This is a genomic window from Desulfosediminicola flagellatus (assembly GCF_005116655.2).
Lineage (GTDB): Bacteria > Desulfobacterota > Desulfobulbia > Desulfobulbales > Desulfocapsaceae > Desulfopila > Desulfopila flagellata.
The window spans coordinates 1474096-1491981 of sequence record NZ_CP050698.1; the positions used below are offsets into that span (position 1 = coordinate 1474096).

At 45.7% G+C, this 17886-nt stretch carries 15 protein-coding genes; 4 read left to right on the forward strand and 11 right to left on the reverse strand.

Going from position 1 to position 17886, the window contains the following annotated elements; translation table 11 throughout:
- The first annotated feature begins 28 nt into the window (after positions 1–28).
- Positions 29–1909: a penicillin-binding protein 1A gene (locus FCL46_RS06190; RefSeq protein WP_136805501.1), complete on the forward strand. Its 1881-nt coding sequence runs from the start codon at positions 29–31 to the stop codon at positions 1907–1909.
- Positions 1910–2029: 120 nt separating this feature from the next.
- On the opposite strand, the gene FCL46_RS06195 is transcribed toward FCL46_RS06190, so the two are convergent.
- The 5 genes from FCL46_RS06195 to FCL46_RS06215 form a co-directional block, all read right to left on the reverse strand.
- A complete protein-coding gene (locus FCL46_RS06195) occupies positions 2030–2230 on the reverse strand; it encodes a cold-shock protein (RefSeq protein WP_136805502.1) in 201 nt (66 codons plus the stop codon).
- A 238-nt stretch (positions 2231–2468) separates the two neighbouring features.
- On the reverse strand, positions 2469–2732 hold the full coding sequence (locus FCL46_RS06200) for an RNA recognition motif domain-containing protein (protein ID WP_136805503.1): 264 nt from the start codon (positions 2730–2732) through the stop codon (positions 2469–2471).
- Positions 2733–2999: 267 nt separating this feature from the next.
- Entirely contained in the window at positions 3000–4265 is a 1266-nt protein-coding gene (locus FCL46_RS06205; protein WP_136805504.1) for an inorganic phosphate transporter, read from the reverse strand.
- Positions 4266–4274: 9 nt separating this feature from the next.
- Positions 4275–4961: a TIGR00153 family protein gene (locus tag FCL46_RS06210; RefSeq protein ID WP_136805505.1), complete on the reverse strand. Its 687-nt coding sequence runs from the start codon at positions 4959–4961 to the stop codon at positions 4275–4277.
- Positions 4962–5618: 657 nt separating this feature from the next.
- Positions 5619–7697, reverse strand: a complete 2079-nt coding sequence (locus tag FCL46_RS06215; protein ID WP_136805506.1) for a metallophosphoesterase — start codon at positions 7695–7697, stop codon at positions 5619–5621.
- A gap of 138 nt (positions 7698–7835) precedes the next feature.
- Between FCL46_RS06215 and FCL46_RS06220 the strand changes: the two genes are divergently transcribed.
- Together FCL46_RS06220 and FCL46_RS06225 are read left to right on the forward strand one after the other, a co-directional pair.
- Positions 7836–8339, forward strand: coding sequence for a methylated-DNA--[protein]-cysteine S-methyltransferase (locus FCL46_RS06220; protein WP_136805507.1), 504 nt, complete (start codon positions 7836–7838; stop codon positions 8337–8339).
- Between the two features lie 184 nt (positions 8340–8523).
- Positions 8524–8796 (forward strand): hypothetical protein, encoded by a 273-nt coding sequence (locus FCL46_RS06225; RefSeq protein ID WP_136805508.1) that lies wholly within the window; start codon positions 8524–8526, stop codon positions 8794–8796.
- Between the two features lie 83 nt (positions 8797–8879).
- Here the strand turns inward: FCL46_RS06225 and FCL46_RS06230 are convergent, their stop codons facing one another.
- The 3 genes from FCL46_RS06230 to FCL46_RS06240 form a co-directional block, all read right to left on the reverse strand.
- Positions 8880–11237 (reverse strand): FAD-dependent oxidoreductase, encoded by a 2358-nt coding sequence (locus tag FCL46_RS06230; protein WP_136805509.1) that lies wholly within the window; start codon positions 11235–11237, stop codon positions 8880–8882.
- A gap of 70 nt (positions 11238–11307) precedes the next feature.
- Positions 11308–12948: a glutamate synthase-related protein gene (locus FCL46_RS06235; protein ID WP_136805510.1), complete on the reverse strand. Its 1641-nt coding sequence runs from the start codon at positions 12946–12948 to the stop codon at positions 11308–11310.
- A complete protein-coding gene (locus FCL46_RS06240) occupies positions 12906–14048 on the reverse strand; it encodes a class II glutamine amidotransferase (protein ID WP_136805511.1) in 1143 nt (380 codons plus the stop codon). Before FCL46_RS06240 ends, FCL46_RS06235 begins: the two co-directional genes overlap by 43 nt.
- Positions 14049–14319: 271 nt before the next feature.
- On the opposite strand from FCL46_RS06240, the gene FCL46_RS06245 reads away from it, so the two are divergent.
- Positions 14320–15591 (forward strand): hypothetical protein, encoded by a 1272-nt coding sequence (locus tag FCL46_RS06245; protein ID WP_136805512.1) that lies wholly within the window; start codon positions 14320–14322, stop codon positions 15589–15591.
- Positions 15592–15772: 181 nt separating this feature from the next.
- Here the strand turns inward: FCL46_RS06245 and tatA are convergent, their stop codons facing one another.
- The 3 genes from tatA to FCL46_RS06260 all read right to left on the reverse strand — a co-directional run bounded on the left by tatA (position 15773) and on the right by FCL46_RS06260 (position 17797).
- Positions 15773–16018 carry a twin-arginine translocase TatA/TatE family subunit gene (gene tatA, locus FCL46_RS06250; protein WP_136805513.1) on the reverse strand — a complete coding sequence of 82 codons (246 nt, stop codon included), beginning with the start codon at positions 16016–16018 and terminating at the stop codon, positions 15773–15775.
- A gap of 46 nt (positions 16019–16064) precedes the next feature.
- Entirely contained in the window at positions 16065–16259 is a 195-nt protein-coding gene (locus FCL46_RS06255; protein WP_136805514.1) for a twin-arginine translocase TatA/TatE family subunit, read from the reverse strand.
- Positions 16260–16480: 221 nt separating this feature from the next.
- Positions 16481–17797 (reverse strand): amidohydrolase family protein, encoded by a 1317-nt coding sequence (locus FCL46_RS06260; RefSeq protein WP_136805515.1) that lies wholly within the window; start codon positions 17795–17797, stop codon positions 16481–16483.
- Positions 17798–17886 lie beyond the last annotated feature (89 nt).

A 17886-nucleotide genomic window follows, 5' to 3' on the forward strand; every position in this document is an offset into this window, starting at 1 on the left:
TACATATTTTACCAATAGTATTCTCCACGTGTCAGACAAAAATACCAGCTCACCACGACAAACGCAGGCCCGTAAGGCGACTAAACGAAAAAAACCCTGCAATGAAAAGCACATAATAGGATTTCTCTTTTTTATCTGTTTTCTGCTTACCGGTTTTCTCGGGTCAATGTTGTTTACCCTGAAAAGTCTTGAAATACCGGACGTTCGTTCTGTCGCAAAATATACTCCTCCACAGGCGACTGTCATTTATGATCGTCATGGCCAGGTGATAGAGCGGGTCTTTGCAGAGAACAGGACGGTGGTTTCTCTTGATGCGATGAATCCGCTATTGCCAAAAGCCTTTGTTGCAGCCGAGGATGGCCGTTTTTTCGAACATGCCGGCCTTGATCTGATTTCTGTTTTACGTGCTGTTTTTGTAAATATTCGTAGCGGACGTAAAAGTCAGGGTGGTTCCACTATTACTCAACAGGTGGCTCGTGCACTTCTGCTTACGCCAGAGAAAACATATATACGAAAATTCAAAGAAGCTATCCTGGCCTGGAGGATTGATACACTCCTTACGAAAAATGAAATACTGTATATCTATCTCAATCAGATTTATCTTGGTGAGGGAGCTTATGGGGTAGAAGCTGCCGCCCAGGTCTATTTTGGTAAACACTCCTCTAATCTGACCCTCTCAGAAGTCGCACTTCTTGCGGGTCTGCCTCAGGCACCAAGCAGATATTCACCAATTAAACACCTTAAACGTGCACGTGCCCGGCAACGATATGTGCTGAACAGGATGGCTGAAGACGGCTACATTTTACCTGATTCAGCGCGCAATGCGTTTGCTTCAAATCTTCGAATAAAGAAAAGTCGCAGTTCCTATGATAGTGCTAACGGCTATTATCTTGAAGTGGTTAAGAAGCAGGCTTTCGAAAAAATTGGTATGCCGTTGGAGCAGGCAGGAGCACATATTTACACATATCTTGATCCTGCGATGCAATATAATGCAACTCAAGCTGTTATCAATGGTATTCAGGCTGCAGGAGCCCGGCAGACTCTTCGCAAAGATAGACCCGGAAAGGCCCCGCAGGGAGCCCTTGTCTGTTTGGAAAGAAATAGTGGAAGGGTGCGGGCCTTGGTAGGAGGGGCAGATTTTAAAGTATCTCCATTTAACAGAGCAACTCAGGCAAAAAGACCGGCGGGATCAATTTTCAAACCTTTTGTATATGCTGCCGCTTTACAGAGTGGCTGGCAGCCGCTCTCAATTATCAGTGACGCCCCCCTCTCTATTTCAGGGGGTACGCATGGAAAATGGCAACCGAAAAATTATTCCGGGGAATATCATGGTGACACTACACTTGAGACAGCACTTGCTAAATCGTATAACGTCGCGACAGTCAGGTTGATGCAGAAGGTTGGAGTGAAAAAGGTTCATGCAATGGCTGAAGCAGCGGGGATACAATCAAAAATGCCCCCTGACCTTTCTCTGGCACTTGGAGCGGTAGATGTTTCTTTACTAGAAATGACTGCAGCTTACGGTCCATTCGCAAATGGCGGAAGATACACCAGCCCTACGTTTATTGATCATATTACCTATGGTGGAGAACGGCTTAAAAATGACCTTCCGATGAAAATTCAAACCTTATCTGCCGATACAGCGCTAAAAATGAGAACTATGCTTGAAGGTGTTGTGAAGCAGGGAACAGGTACGAGGGCTGTGGGTTTGCCAGGTATTACCGGTGGTAAAACCGGGACCTCGGATGAAAACAGAGATGCGTGGTTTGTTGGTTTTAACGGTAACTATGTAACCGGCGTCTGGGTTGGGCACGATCGTAATGAAACTCTGGGCAATAAGGAAAGCGGTGGGAGAACTGCGGTACCGATATGGCGAGAATTTATGGGAGCAGTACGAAGTGTGAAGTGATTGTATAGAGAGCGTGAAGCATTTATAGGCGTATTATGGGGTGGGATATCCGTGAATGGACAGGCGGTTTGTACAAGCTGTGACAGCGGAGAAAATCCGCTGTCACAAAGAGCTATATGACTAGATCTTTTTTACATCTTTTGCAGCTGGTCCTTTCTGACCATCTGTAATCTCAAAGCTTACTCTGTCACCTTCAGCAAGAGATCTGAAACCATCGCTCTGTATTGCTGAGTGATGAACGAATACATCCTGTCCACCATCTTGCTCGATAAAACCAAACCCTTTTGCGTCATTAAACCACTTGACTGTACCTTCTGGCATTGCAGCTACTCCTGTGTTTGTTAGTGGGGTGTGCCCCTGTTTTCAATACCCCGAAATGCCTAAGCAAACTCAGGGCGCCAACCTGATAACCAGATTGGATGGTACTACGTAGTTTTATTAGAAAATATAGAATGGAATCTGTATTTTTAAAATCTAGGCTACGTATATCTTTTACGTTTATTTACGTCTAATACTTACACTGCTTGTGTACAACATGAGGCGAGTACGTACAAGCCTTTTATCTGCGACGTTTACCCTTTTTCTGGGGTTTTGCTTCACGACACACTAGCTGACGATGTTTGTACTCATGCTTATTGAGTGTTTCCATTGCCTTATGGCCGTCTGAGCGGGTCGCCATCTCAATAAAGGCAAAACCTTTTGATCGACCAGAAAATTGATCGGTGACAAGGTTTGCAGTTATAACCTCTCCGTATTGTGTAAAAAGCTCAAGAACTTCAGCTTGATTAATATCATAAGGGAGGTTGCCAATAAAAAGTTTCAATTCCTGCTCCACTGTCTGTGACCAGCACGATTTTTTGTCGGCAGCGAAAATGCAAAGGAAACTGCAAGAAAGTGTCGAGAAGCACTATGCGTGATCTGATTTTTGTTAGGCGTGGTTGCACGCTACACCAGTTGCGGCTACCTTACAAGAAAATAACTGTCTGAATCCAGAACAAGAAAACAGCGTATAACTATATAGAAAACGGTAAGACAGGGTCTTCACGAAGAAAAGTGAAGACCCTGCTTGAAAAAGGGAGTGGCAAAAATATTAACCGAAAATACCTTTTAATGTAAAGAAGAACAGCATGGCCATAAGGGCACCTGCAGGCAGTGTTACCAACCATGAAATTATGATATTGAAGACAACACGGAGATCAAGTGCGCCGACACCTCTGGCGAGGCCAACACCAAGGACCGAGCCTACAAGAATATGAGTTGTTGATACGGGTAATCCTGTTCTGGAGGCTAAAACTACAGTTGTAGCAGCAGCAAGCTCAGCACAGAATCCACGAGATGGTGTGAGTTCAGTAATCTTCTTACCAACAGTGAGCATTACTCTGTAACCGAGAGTGATGAGACCAAGAACGATACCGCCACCACCGAGAAGCAGAATCCATATTGGAAGTTCTGATTCCTGCATTACTTCACCGCCGGAAGATACGATACTGACAACTGCAGCCAGAGGACCGATACCGTTTGCCACATCATTTGAGCCATGGGCAAAAGCCATCGCACACGCAGTAAAGAGCATCATTGGTGTGAAAACCTTCTCAACGCTGGCAAAGTGAAATTCACGATTTGCCCCTATATCTTCTTTAATATTTCGGATAAAGAACCATCCGAGGCCGGCTGTTGCCAGGCCGATTAGAAAAGCGACAGCGAAACTCTGACCAGAAGAGAGATCAATACTCAGGTGTTTAAGTCCTTTAAATAAGGTGACAAGAGAAATAACAAAACCAACAAGAAAAATGTAGGCCGGGGCATATTTCTTTGCATTTCTGAGTGGGTGATCTGTGTCAAATATCAGTTTTCTAGTACTCATCACGAGTAGAAAAGCAATAGTTCCACCAACCATTGGGGAGATGACCCAGCTGGCGACTACGCTACCAACTTTGCTCCATTTGACGGCATCTGGCCCAATGCCGACAAGGGCAAAACCAATAAGCGCACCAACAATAGAATGTGTAGTGGATACCGGCCATCCTTTGGTGGATGCTATCATCAACCAACAGGCTGCGGCAAGCAGCGCTGCTAACATACCATATACAAGAATTTCAGGGTTGTTTACGATGGCGGATGGGTCAATAATACCTTTACGAATTGTCTTCGTAACATGACCACCAGCTAAAACAGCTCCGAGAAATTCGAAGATAATGGCAATACAAATAGCCTGCTTAACTGTTACCGCGCCTGCACCAACCGAGGTACCCATTGCATTGGCAAGATCGTTAGCGCCAATACCCCAGGTCATATATAAACCAAAAATAACCGCCAGAATTACTAATGCGGTTCCATAAGTTGCGATGATTTCCATTTTCTCCCCTTACTTGGACAGGAAAAGCAATAAGCGGTCAGCCATGTTCTCTGACTGGTCGGAAATATTTCCGAGTAACTCTAAAATCTTGTACCAGAACATAACTGAAACAGGATCAAGCTCAGATTCGATACTAAAGAGTGCACGACGTGCTCGATGCAGAATGGTGTCGATGTTATGCTCACTGCGACGTACACCGGCGATCATCGCATTTACTTTGTCGAATTCACGGCCTCCAAATCCAACCTCGAGCAGCTCATCAAGTTGCTCGATCATGTCTTTGGCATCAGAGGTGATTTCCATTGTGCCTTCGAGCAGTTCATCAAGTAACGCCTTGATCCCTTCAGGCACATCCATGTCGCGAAAAGAGACAATCTGGCTGATTGATTCAGCGGTATCTGCTATCGAATCCTGATCACTTATGAGGCCAAGTAAATCTTTTCTGTCTACCGGCATGAGAAGTGAAGTTGGCATATTGAGTCGAAACGTCGATTTTACTTTATCTGCGGCGGTTTCAAGTTCATCAATCTGCTTGGAGAGTTCCTTGATCTGTTGCTGGTCCTTGACATAAAGGGCATCAAACAGTGGTGGAACAAGGCAGATACAAGAGAAAACAATACGCATGTGTTCCTGTATCGGCTTGAAAGGTGAGCGTCGGAACAGGCCCGACAAAGGGGTGGTTGATCGAATAGGCATGATCATTAACCTCTTTTTTAAAAGTGTTTTGCCAAATGGCTCGTTGCAAATAAGCGACACGAATCGCTACGACAATGTTCTCTATGTTAAGAACACATTAAAAATCGGATAACTTAACCTGAAGTGGTCTTAAATGCCACCTGAATTGTCAACGTTTATTTACACTGAAATGTCTGTAAAACAACGGCTTAACCTTGTCCTAATGAAACTCTAACATAAATTTAATATATGGCAAAATGCCTGGTTTGAACTTCACCTTTTCTGCAGTCCGGCTGAAGAGAAGGTGATATATTAAGGTTTTGCCTTGGCGGATCATAGCCGGGATGTACTCGTGTAAAATGATATCGCTATGATGGCATGATATCAAGAACTGAAATTTCGGTAGGTGACGAATTGTCGTTGGTGATTTGGAGAAGGTGTTTGGATAACACTGTCTAAAAGGCTGTCAGAAATTGGCATTTCTGTGGAATTTTCCCTTATCTGCCAAACTCTTCAAAAATTTTTTAAGAATAATGATCGCAGGTAAACGAAGACTCCGATATCAAAAGTATGGGAGTACGTATTTTCTGAAAATGTCTCGATCTTGAGCAAAACACCTATTCCGGGCCAACCTTCTGGGAACTAATCTGAGAATAGTGATTTGTATATAAGCACCCTTTATTCGAGATCATTAATAAGTTTTGTAAGAGGTTCTGCTGGATAACTGAGTGGTATGAGATCGTCTTTAATTTGTTGCAGGATGGTTGCTCCTTCCTGGTGAGCACTGAAAATAATGTGATGATTTTTGATGGTCCCTACATTTTTCCATATAGATCCAAACGGATCGAGAGGCGTGTGGCCAACGACAAATGGTACTCCTTTGGGCATATCCAGCGTTTTTCTGAATCGTTTTATATCGCTTTTATTATATCCGCTTAAGTAGTGAGGGCGCTGGAGACGATTTTTGGTTATTTCGTGTTGCAGGATTGGATTATTTGCTATGTTGATAAGGTCATCAAGGGTGGCATCGGATCGCGGTGGCGCAGCATGGCAGGCGTAAAAGTATGGAGATTTTATTATATATGGGAGTTTTGAATAGTATGTTTCCATCTCGTCTACATACTCCTGCCCCCGAAGTTCACGAAGCCGCTCCTTCATCAGGATCCCCTGAGATATACCGTTTTTAGATATATCTGCAGAGAAGCTGTCGTGGTTTCCTCTGAGATAAAAGAAATTTTCAGGAAATCGAAGTTTGAGTGTGAAGATAAGATCCATCATCAGGATCGAACTATCCATATCTTCCATTTCTTCAAGAATCTCAGAGTGAATGGCATCGCCTAATAGCACAAGTGTTGCAGATTTACTGCGCAGGCATCCGATGAGGCAATTCTCACTAAGAATTTTCAACAAGTTATCGACCTGAGCGTGCAGGTCTCCGACAATGACAGGAACAGCGCGTTGCTGAAGGTCGACAATTCCTCCGGCTTTTCCTTCAGAGGTCAATGGACGCATTGGCTCTGCATCCATGAGTTCATTCACCTTACGGATACGGTCCAGTGCAATATCAGGCGGGAGTAACGTGATGGATCCGCCAAAGAGTTGCCGCAGGGATATAAATGCTTTGTAGCGATTAGCCTGAACACGCTCACGATAATCAAGGTTATCAAAACGGACAAGCTTCACTCCGATTTCCTCTTCGAGTGGGGTGATGGTGAGATCACCACGGCTATTAGTTATTGCAACATGTCGTTTTGCTACTTTTTTGGAAAATCGAAGAATGTCGTCATACTCTTTGTTTGAGCGACCAAGAATTACAGTTTCTCCATTTTTAATTCGTACAAATCCAGATGGTGCCATAGTTGAACAGGCAAGAGGAGTATTAATTATCCAGTTCTTCTTCATCTCCTTTCGCTTAATGCCAAGAGGGAGTTCTGGATGAAAGCAAAGTCGCTGATCACCAAGGAGCATTTCAAAGGTTTTGCCATCATGAGCAATGCGATTGACACCTGTAATTCGCTGAACATCATGGGTAATTGTGAACCAGTTGCTTTGACGCAACCCGAAAATCTCCTTCCAGCCGGAAATGTTTTTTAAACTAGGGCGTGGAGGCTTTTTGGTAATCGCCCACCTCGGGACAGCTGCAACACCTTTCTCGGCAATGCGCATAGGTGGCCCATCCAGACCTTTACGAATATAGACGTTAATTCCGGCCCTATGCATATAGAGCGCCATCTCCTGATAAGCAAGATTCTGTTTGTTCACCATTTCGATGGTCAAATCAGAATCTACAGGGAAATACCCCTGAATCTGCCGTGCCTTTCTTCGCTCATAAATAACTTCAGGATCTGGCAATAGAAATTCGAAAATATATCGGTTGATATAATTTGTACGAAAGATGCTGTCGCCACCCGGTGGAATCCTTACCCTTGAAAGTTCAAGGGGAGGAGGAGGTGAAATATCAAGCCATTCTTTGTCAAAAACTGTAAAAGCTTCTTTATATCCCTTAAACGGCATGCCGAGGTGTACTTCACGCGGTCTGTAAATAAGGGATTGATCCCGCCACCATCCCTTACGGGTGAGGTCGATATAGCCTTCATTCGGCCAGCCTCTGATCTGGTTTATATAATATGATTTTCCTGCACCCGGGGGGCCTGTGACAACAAGCTGAAGGTACTCGAGGCCAATCGGCATAGCAATGCCGCGTATTTCCTGAATGTCCTTGATGGGGACAAGTATTTTTTTTAGTAAATCTTCCATGTATGCTCATATTCGTGAAGGTAATGCGAGAATGATAGTTTAATCCTGCTATTGCAAGCGTGTCAAGAACAGGTGACGAACAGGTGTTGATATTGTACATTTTCGTCTTCAACACTTTTGAAGCGGGATAACTATGCTATGAATAATACAATATCTACACACTTCTTCCCAGTTTCCGGGAAATCCTCCTGTCCGTTTCTGGGATTTAATCTATCTGTAGACAGGGAATGTCTGGTTCGTGTTGATTTTGTACTCTCTATTGAACAGCGATGGCAAAACGTAGATGAGCCTACAGAGGTGATGCAGCTTGCAGGAGAGCAGATATTTGCCTACCTGACATGCGAATTGCGGGAGTTTTCATTGCCGATATTTTTGCATGGAACGGAATTTCAACGCGATGTATGGCGTGAAATTCTAAATATTCCATTTGGTAAAGTCAGGTCATATGGACAAATAGCAAAAAATCTTGGAGATTTGAATTTGTCGAGAGCTGTCGGCCAGGCAGCAAATAAGAACCCGATACCACTAGTTATTCCATGTCATAGGGTTGTTGGCAGTTCAGGAAAGCTCACTGGGTTTGCATCCGGGCTACCAGCAAAGTCATTTTTGCTGGCTCACGAGATGGGGGGATTGCTTTGGTGATTTTTGTGGAAAAAAAAGCGTATTATCAGTTGAATACAGATGTATTTTTTTTCTCAGCCTTTTAGTATGCAATACGAGATAGTTCATAACTGTTAAGAAGCATTGAAAAATACAACACCTTTTTCCGTAATGATTATATAGTATGTTTATATGACACGTATAATCGGCAAAGGAGTGACCTTTTATGGAAATAATTATTGGCTCTATGCCACCTCTTGCACCACAGCCAGAGAAACCATTAGAAAAAAACAGTCCTCTCATTGAAGGCCAGCTTTTGCACGTACGTAAGCCGAGAAAGGGTATCGCCGGTCCGTCGGGGATGGAACGGAGGGGGAAGAAGGTCAGGGATCCTCTTAAGGGCCGGGTGTTGACCATCATGGTACCTGATGGGAATCTTCTCCCTTCGGACATTGACAGTGCAAACTATAGTGTTCAGGTGCGTTTTGTTCGTAAGTGATGAGACAATATAAGGATAGAAATAAAAAAACCCGTCAGTAACATGTTACTGACGGGGGATACGAGTGGTCTATCTATCTCGTATTAGTATGGATTCATCGTCCATATTCCACAAGGGCAGGTGTCTGCACAAAATCCACAGGCAATGCACTTCTTATCATCAGAAACATACTCAAAACCGTAGTCAGTTTTGAACTCATCGCTGTTTTGTGATCCCTTTGCGATATCCCTTCGGCTGATAGCTCCGGTAGGGCAGATGGTTTCACAAAGATGACAGTCACGGCACGAGGCGCAGGACAGACATCGGTCTGCCTGATCAGTCTCAGATAAACCTGTATCGGCTGGTGAGTAGTGACTTATTGTCAGTGCCTGCTGGAGGATCACCGGTTTTTCAAACGGTCTCCACTCTGTACCTTTACACTCGGCGATAATGAATTCCGCAGCCTCTTTACCGGCACCGAGGGCATTGGTTGCAAGACCAGGCTTCTCGACGTCACCGATAGCGAGAACTTTGCTGTTTGAAGTGACATGGGCTTTGTTTGTAGTAATCCATGCCGCACCACCAACAGTGATTGTTTCAACACTTTCAGGAAGAAACGAAAGAGCAGGTACATCACCGATGGAAATTATTACCGATTGCGCGGGAATGAGATCTCCTTCCTGAGTTATCAGTCCTTTATCGGTAACTTCTTTGGTGAAAACAGGCCAGCGGAACTGGGAGCCAAGAGCTTCGGCCGCTTCTTTTTCTTTACCGAAGGCAAGTGGTTTCTGAATATCAACCAGAGTGACCTTTTCTGCCCCGAGTCGATATGCTTCACAAGCCACGTCGCAACCTACGTTACCTGCACCGATTACAACAACTTCCTTACCTACTGGTATTGGAGAATCACTCTTTGCGGCTTTCAGGAAATCAAGAGCGGCTGTTACTTTTTCGTGGCCGGGGAACTGAAGCCTGCGTGGCTCGTGGGTACCGATTGCTATAACGACATAATCAAAAGAATCCTGTAATTCAGCAAACAGAGATTTAGTCATCTCGGTGTTGAGCGATACTGTTACATTGGGCATGGAAGTAAAACGCTCGATTTCGATATCCCAGATAGCGCGAGGCAATCTTTCCCATGGAATTACCTGGGCGAGCTTGCCACCAAGCTGGTCACCTGATTCATATATGTGCGTCTCAACTCCGGACAGGGCAAGTTGCCAGGCAACGTTCATACCGGCAGGACCACCGCCGATAATAGCTACCTTTTTGCCCAGTGCCTCAGCAGGTTTGGGGGCATCAAAGTTTCCTACTGATCGTCCGAGAATCTGCATGTCAATGGAGTCATCGACATTTGATCGTGAACAGTTATCCATACAGAGGTTCGGGCAGACAGCACCACATACTGATGCTGGAAGCGGGGTGTACTTCAACAGCATTTCATAGGCTTCGTCAGTTTTACCTTCACGAATGAGGCGGAGTCTATCTACGGTGGGGATATGAACAGGACAGTAATAGGTACATGGTGCTGCCGATTCGCAATTAGCCCACCAGGGTTTCTTGCGGCGCAACTCACCTGTAACAATTGCAGGGATAGGAGATCTATCAAGACCCGGAGCCAGGTCGCGCAGCGGGTCACCACCAAGTGCCTTTTTCCAGTGATTGTCACGAAACTCTGCCATAGGCATAGGGCCGGACCACATCAGTGCACGTTCCTGGGGGGTAACAGCGATCAGCACCTGCCACTCGTCACGTTTTGTCAGATCTTCAAGCAGCTCTGTGCGGTTAACCTTTTGCAGGTAGTCCGGCATGTTATCAGTCAGCCACTGCCACTGTTCATCGTTTGGTTTATCCAGTCGTGCATTGGTTGTGGAGTAGGACTCATCTGTTTCACCACGGAAATAGATAACTCCACCAACCATTCCAACGCATGGACGATAACCGAGAACGTTATTAGGATTTTTGGCATCAACACCGCAGACAACCGCAATTCCGCCACAGTTGAACTCGGCGAATGAATCACCGGTTGAACCCATAACCCAGAGTTCGGGTTTGGCGTATTCAGGGTTCCATTTGGTCATGGATAGGCCACGGGCCCCGATGGAGCCACCGATAAAGACCTTGCCTGCGGCCATGGCGTTACATATACCATTGGTCGCATCGCCAAGAACAGTGATCTCTGCACCGATATTGAGATAGCCTACATCATCGGAAGAAGCGCCATCGCAGACGATGGTGGTTCCTGGCATACCCATACAGCCGAGTCGCTGGCCGGAAGGCCCTTTAACATGTATATGTAATCCGTCTTCATGCTGCAGCCGGATACCGATATTATGCTGACCATAGGATTCGAGAGATAGCGACGCTGACTCAGACGCAGCCTTGCGCACCAGCTTCTCAAACTCCATGGAACTGATTCGTTGGCCGTCTTGATTCAGGCCTTTAACAACAGTCGTAGTCACTTATAAACTCCTCATGTCAGATAAGAGGGCAGCATTGCCGGCCCTGTTATTAGCGTTTTCGTTAGATCGTCTAGCAGACATACTTGATCTGCAGTCTGTCAGCGGCATCTTTATCAGCAATTCCCAGTGCATCGGACATGCCGATAGGCAGACTCTGTGAACGACCAAGCGGAGCCATGATCTTTTTCACCTCGGTGTTGATGGACATGTAGACATCTGCTACACGTTCGGCGACCTTGTCTGGATCGAGGCGACGATAGAGTTTTGTATTCTGGCTGGTGATACCTTTGGGGCAGATACCTACATTACATACATTGCAGCGATTCTTTTCGTTACCGAGACATCCCGCCACAGCCTGCATAATGTATTTACCAATGTGTACACCGGATGCTCCGAGCATGACCAGAGCCATGCCGTTTTGGGCAACGTTGCCATTTTTACCAATACCGCCAGCAGCAAAGATTGGTATCTCGTTCTGCTTACCCTGGGCAGCAAGATCGAGGTAACACTCACGGACACAGGAGGCAACAGGATGGCCGGTGGCGTCCATGGAAACGTTATACGCTGCACCTGTTCCGCCGTCGATACCATCGATCATCAGGCCTGCTGCATACGGATTTCGTACGAGGTTGTTCAGAACTGACTTGGCAGAGGTTGACGCGGAAATCTTAGGATATACCGGCACCTTGTGATCAAAGGCCATTGATAATGTCTGGATCATCTTCATAACACTTTCCTCAATAGAGTAGAGTGTCTGATGGACAGGGGGCGAAGGCAGATCAACAGCTTCAGGTACACCTCGTAAACGGGCGATAAGCTTTGAAACCTTGTACCACATGAGAAGTCCGCCATCACCCGGCTTTGCGCCCTGGCCGTATTTGATTTCAATGGCGGCAGGCATGCACTGCATTTCGGGTATTGCACGGATGATTTCATCCCAGCCAAAATAACCGGATGCGATCTGCAGGATGATGTATTTAAGGTAAGGACTCCTGAGGACCCATGGAGGACAACCACCCTCACCGGTAGCCATAACAACCGGGATACCGAGGACTTCGTTACAGTAAGCAACACCCTGGAGCATTCCCAGCCACATGTTTGGCGAAAGTGCGCCAAACGACATCGAACCGATGACAAACGGGAAGATCTCGCGAGTAGGAGGAATCCAGCCACCGTTTAACGTCTTGTCGAGATAGTCTTCCGGTGAAAGAACACGACCCAGCGTTGTCGAAACGTTGAACTCATGGCGTCCTGCATCAAGTGCGGGATCTGTAAGCATCGATATCCTGTCGAACATGATGCGATCAAGCAGGGTCGGTCCTGAAACGTTTCGACGTCCACCACGTTTGCTTGGTTCGCCTTTTATATTATTAAAAAAGACGGAACGGTTTTCGTTGGTGTTCGGGACGGGCATGATAGCCTCGTTCGGACACACCATAGAGCACATGGAACACCCAATACAGGCATTGCCCATAGTGGTCTTCTGACGAATACCAACAAACGTCTGGTAATCGCTTCCACGTTTTTTGCTCAGTATATCGAGTTTTGGCATCCGCTGTCGCCGGTAAGTAAGCTCGATAGCCTCTTTCGGGCAAACGGAGGTGCATTGTCCACAGAGTGTACAGCGGTCTTCACGATGTTGGATGATCCACTGTAAGTCAGTGTATGTCAGGCTGCTTGGGGTAACGGAAACTGATCGTGTTGAGACCATATGGTTAATTCCTTTCTATGGGGAGGGATTATAACTGTATGTTCACGCATTGGCTGGAAATCGAGCGAAGGATCGCGATCCGGAACCATAGCATCTACACCGCAAATTTCTGAGGCAATTGCCCAGACGCCTTCTCGGCCACCAACAGTTGCAGGACGGAGTTTCTTCTGGTCCATAGCAAGCATGCAGGTTTCGTCGGGAAGAGTGCCAATTACAGCGTTGGGGCCATCAATGATGAGTCGGCGGCAAACATTGCGCAACCCTGTGAGAAATTCTCCCTGAGGGTGTGCGGCAAGTTCTTTGGTTGAGAGCGGAGTAATAATGTGCTTATACGCCTCAAGCGGAAGTTTAAGCTGCTTCAGGGTATAATGCAGAATATGGGCGAAAACCTCAGAGTCACTCTGGTAACCCATATAACCCGGAATGTCTTTTCCGAGCAACCAGTCTCTAACAGGGACAAAAGCACTGTTCTCACCATTGGTCATGGTGGCAATTCCCTGAATAAAAAATGGGTGACATGCATAGAGGTTGATACCGTAATTGGTATTCTGCCGTCCCTGTGCCATGCACACTCGTGATTTAATCTGATTATCCCATAACGAGAGCGCATTTCCGATCTCAAGAGGCCAGCCGACCTCTTTGATCACCGCTACATCAGGATAAAAGGAGAATACTGTCAGGTCGTTACCGTTTTCCTCACCTAGCTTGCGCAGCGCAAGGCGGGTGTCAAGAAGTTCAAGCTCACGATCTTCAGTAGATTTCTCTTTGAAAGCGGTAGGCATTCTGTAAGCACGGAGGAAATACCGATAGCGGTCCTTGGCTTCAATGAGCTCGGGGCGCATGGTGAAGCGATGATCATACTTGAGTTCATAGCCTCTTTCGTCCATGTATTGGTCCAACCGGTGCTCTGCTTTTTTGGAGTGAGCAATACCTGAAAGAATGGGGAAACGAGGGTTGTATTTGAAATCTTCGAACTCCATACCGCGAAGCAATAGGCCAAGTCCGGAGCCATCATAACCTTCCTGCATGGCTTCCATTGCCTGGAGCACTTCGTACGGAGAGAATGGTTCATTCGCTGTTTTTAGGGCTAAGCGACACATGATTTCTCCTGCTGATAATAGAAAATATGCCCGAGAGGGCTAAGTTAACGAGTCTATAGGATACAAGCCGGGATGGGTGTTCCTGCCGGATGAACAAAGACAAAAGATGGTGCTGTAGTGCTGAACACGAATATCTAGAAAAATATGCCAAGAAAGTCAAGAAAAACTGCAAATATTACAAAAATGCAATATTTGGTGCTTTAGCTTTTTAGGAGTATGACCGAAAAGTATATGATGCAATCCGATTAATAAAAGACGTAGGAGGGATGCAATGAAAATTGTTTCTTCAGCTTTGGGCATGGACGCGTCGACGGGTTACACGGATGTAACAAAAACAGGAGTGAAATTGACAGCTGGTTCAATTTCGCAATCGGGAGTTGATGGATTTAACTTACAGCTTCCTGAGTGGAATTCAGGTATTTCAAAAGTAGAGGTGAACAGGCAGAAAAACGGCATCGAAAGTGTCTCAGTAGTCCAGGGGACAGAAGAACAGAAAGTTCATACCCAGTCTCAGGAACAGGTTGTTGAGAATCTGGTGACAGAGGTGATTGGAGGTAGAGTCACTGTTCGAGAGTTGAATGGAAATGGTCCATTAAGCGAATTACCTCAAAATAGAGATACTGCAACTGGCCGAAACGTGGTAGCTGGTCTGGAAGGAGGGTTGACCAGGATATCGTTGGGATTGGAGCGGGTGGAATATTCCCGTGAAGCTCTTGAGGTGCGAACTGCCGGAACTGTTGTTACAGAAGATGGGCGTGAAATTGCAATGCGTATGCAGCTAAACATTGAAAATGAAGAGGTCTCGCGGGAGAGTTTTTGGGCCGAGAGAATTTCTTCACGATTCATAGATCCTCTGGTGCTCAGTTTTGATGATGGTCTTGCTGTATTAGATGACAGCGAATTCTGTTTTGACCTTAATTGTGATGGGGTGACAGAAGAGATAAGCAGGCTAAAGTCAGGAAGTGGTTTTTTAGTGTTTGATCAGAATGGTGACGGAACCGTAAATGATGGAAACGAACTTTTTGGTCCGCGTACCGGTGCCGGCTATGAAGAATTACACATATACGACGAGGATGGTAATAACTGGATTGATGAAGGCGACCCGATATTTGACAAACTTCAGCTCTGGATGGGTGCGGGTCAGGATGATGCTGTGCTCGTCAGTTTAAGAGATGCTGGAGTAGGAGCTTTGTCGCTTGCAAGCATTGATGCACATTTTAACCTGAAAGATAATGGCGGCAGGGTTATTGGCCAGGTGAGCCAGGCCGGTCTATTTATAACTGAAGACGGAAATGTTCGCCCTATGTCTGAAGTGGATCTGGCCGTTAAGGATGATGAGTTGCCTGATGAACAGTCAGGATTTTCATCGATTGTCCAGGGGGTTTTAAGTGACTTGCGGGAGATTATTTCGGAAAGACGAAGAAGAATGACGCGTCTTGCGGAGTTGCAATTACGTAATGATGATGTCGAAAAGCGTGAAGATTGGCTTTTACGACGCCTTTGGGAGTTGCGTGAAGAAGAGCCCTTTCAGCGTAAGAGCTAATTCCAGTATCTGAAACGCATATCTTTATCGGCACATTTTTATGTGGTGTGCACTGGTATCAGAATATGTGTGGTACTGCGCTTTCAGTCCAAAAAAAACCCGGTCTTTCTACCAGTTGGAGTAGTGAGGCCGGGTTTCAATTATTGGGACAGTAAGATGCTGCAGGAAGAAACTGTATCTTCTACTTAAGAATTTTGCCGATGTTTTTTACCTGATCAACTTTACTCTTGATCTCAGCTGCTTCTTTCACGCCAGGAATGTCACCAACAAGATTCTTGGTTCCATCTTCAACATCGCCAATACCTTTCTTAAACGATGATATTGCTTTGCCAAGCCCATGGCCAATCTCCGGGAGTTTTTTGCCACCGAACACCAGTACGGCAATTGCGAGTATGATGGCCAGTTCTGGGGCGCCGAGTCCAAACATGAGATACTCCTGTGAGGTTGTTAATGATTAGGGCGATGGAATGCGATCAGGCGGTTTTGTCGCTATCTTCTTTTTTTTCGTCGTCCAGTTTCTTTGGCTCACTATCCTGGCGGGTAGCTTCTTTAAAGTTTTTAATGCCTTTTCCAATTCCGGAGCCAATCTCAGGAAGTTTACCAGCTCCAAAAATGATTACTATAATAACCAGAATAACAATAAGCTCTGGCATTCCAAGTCCGAACATAATTGTACCTCAGCAAAAGAAATTACTGTAAACAGGCGTTCTTCATAGTGTTGAAGGTGGCCTAAAAATATACCAACGTGACTTTAGAGTAGTATCTGCATAAAGTCAAGTGTGTTGCTGCATGGACCAGTTCAAGAGTGTATAGGCAGATGATTAAAATTTAAATTATGTGATAACATAGCGTTAGGGTGTCAATGTACATTAATCTTCACCGTATTCGGTTAGTGCATTGCACGAATCATTTTGCCCATGGATGTCATTTTTTCAAGAATATCGTTTTCGTCGATCGTTGTTAAGCGTTTGTCCTTCATTACTATCCTGCCATTAATCACAGAGTGAATAACATCACCTCCCCGTGCTGCATAAACAAGATGCGACGGAATATTATAGCATGGAGTGAGATGAGGTTGGTTCATATCCAAAACGATACAGTCTGCTTTTTTTCCTGCTTCTATTGATCCTATCATATTTTCAGCTCCGAGGGCGATTGCTCCACCCATGGTCGCAGCATGAAGTGTGGTTTCAGCGTCCATGACGGTAGGATCAAGAAGTACTCCTTTATGGATTTTGGCGACGCTACTCATTTCGCCAAACATATCCACATCATTGTTGCTTGCGCTACCATCGGTCCCTAGAGCGATATTGGCTCCGGCTTGGAGTAGTTCGACAACAGGAGCTGTGCCGGAGGCGAGTTTCATATTGGATTCAATGCAGTGACTGATCTTGACTCCACGCTTGGCAAGAAGTGTTATCTCGTGATCTTCGAGTATAACACAGTGAGCAGCAAGAGTGTTGCTGCCAAGTACACCAAGATTTTCGAGATGCATGGTTGGAGTTAATCCATATCGTTCCATGCAGGTTGCAACTTCCGGTCTGTTTTCTGAAAGGTGTATATGGTAGAGACAATTCTCTTTATCAGCGACGTGTGCCAGTCGTTGAAGAAGTTCCGGGGAGCATGTGTAAACACTGTGCGGGTCTGCTGTTATATTTACCAGAGGATTGTCGCGATATTGATCGAACATCTCGGCAATATAGGCAAAACCATTTTCGAGATTTCCATAGTTTGGGGAGGGGAAGTCGTAAAGAACTTCTCCGACCCAGGCACGGATTCCGGATTCGTCTGCGGCTTTGGCCACTTCTTTTGCAAAGAGGTACATGTCACAGAAACTCGTGGTTCCAGATTTAATCATCTCGGCAATAGAGAGCATTGTCGAATGGTAGACCATTTCCGGGGTAAGTTTCGATTCAATAGGAAAGATATGTTCTTCAAGCCAGGTCATGAGTGGCAGATCGTCGGCAATTCCACGAAAACACGCCATTGCTGCATGGGTGTGGGTATTGATAAGACCGGGCATGATAAGACCATTCTCTGAGTGTAGCCTTTCAGTATCAGGGTATTTTTCCCAAAGTGCATTTGTGGGACCAATCTCGAGGATGGAATCACCTGCAACAACAACTCCGTGTTGAGTTAACAATGCGCTCTGTTTTGCTGATGGAAGGAGGTATTCTCCGCTGATAATGAGATCGGGTTGCGACATTGTTTACTCCCGTAGCGAGTGAGATAATGTGATTATAAGCTGCTATTACAGTAGACTAAGCAAGTCGTTCTGGAATAGGTCGTACTGAA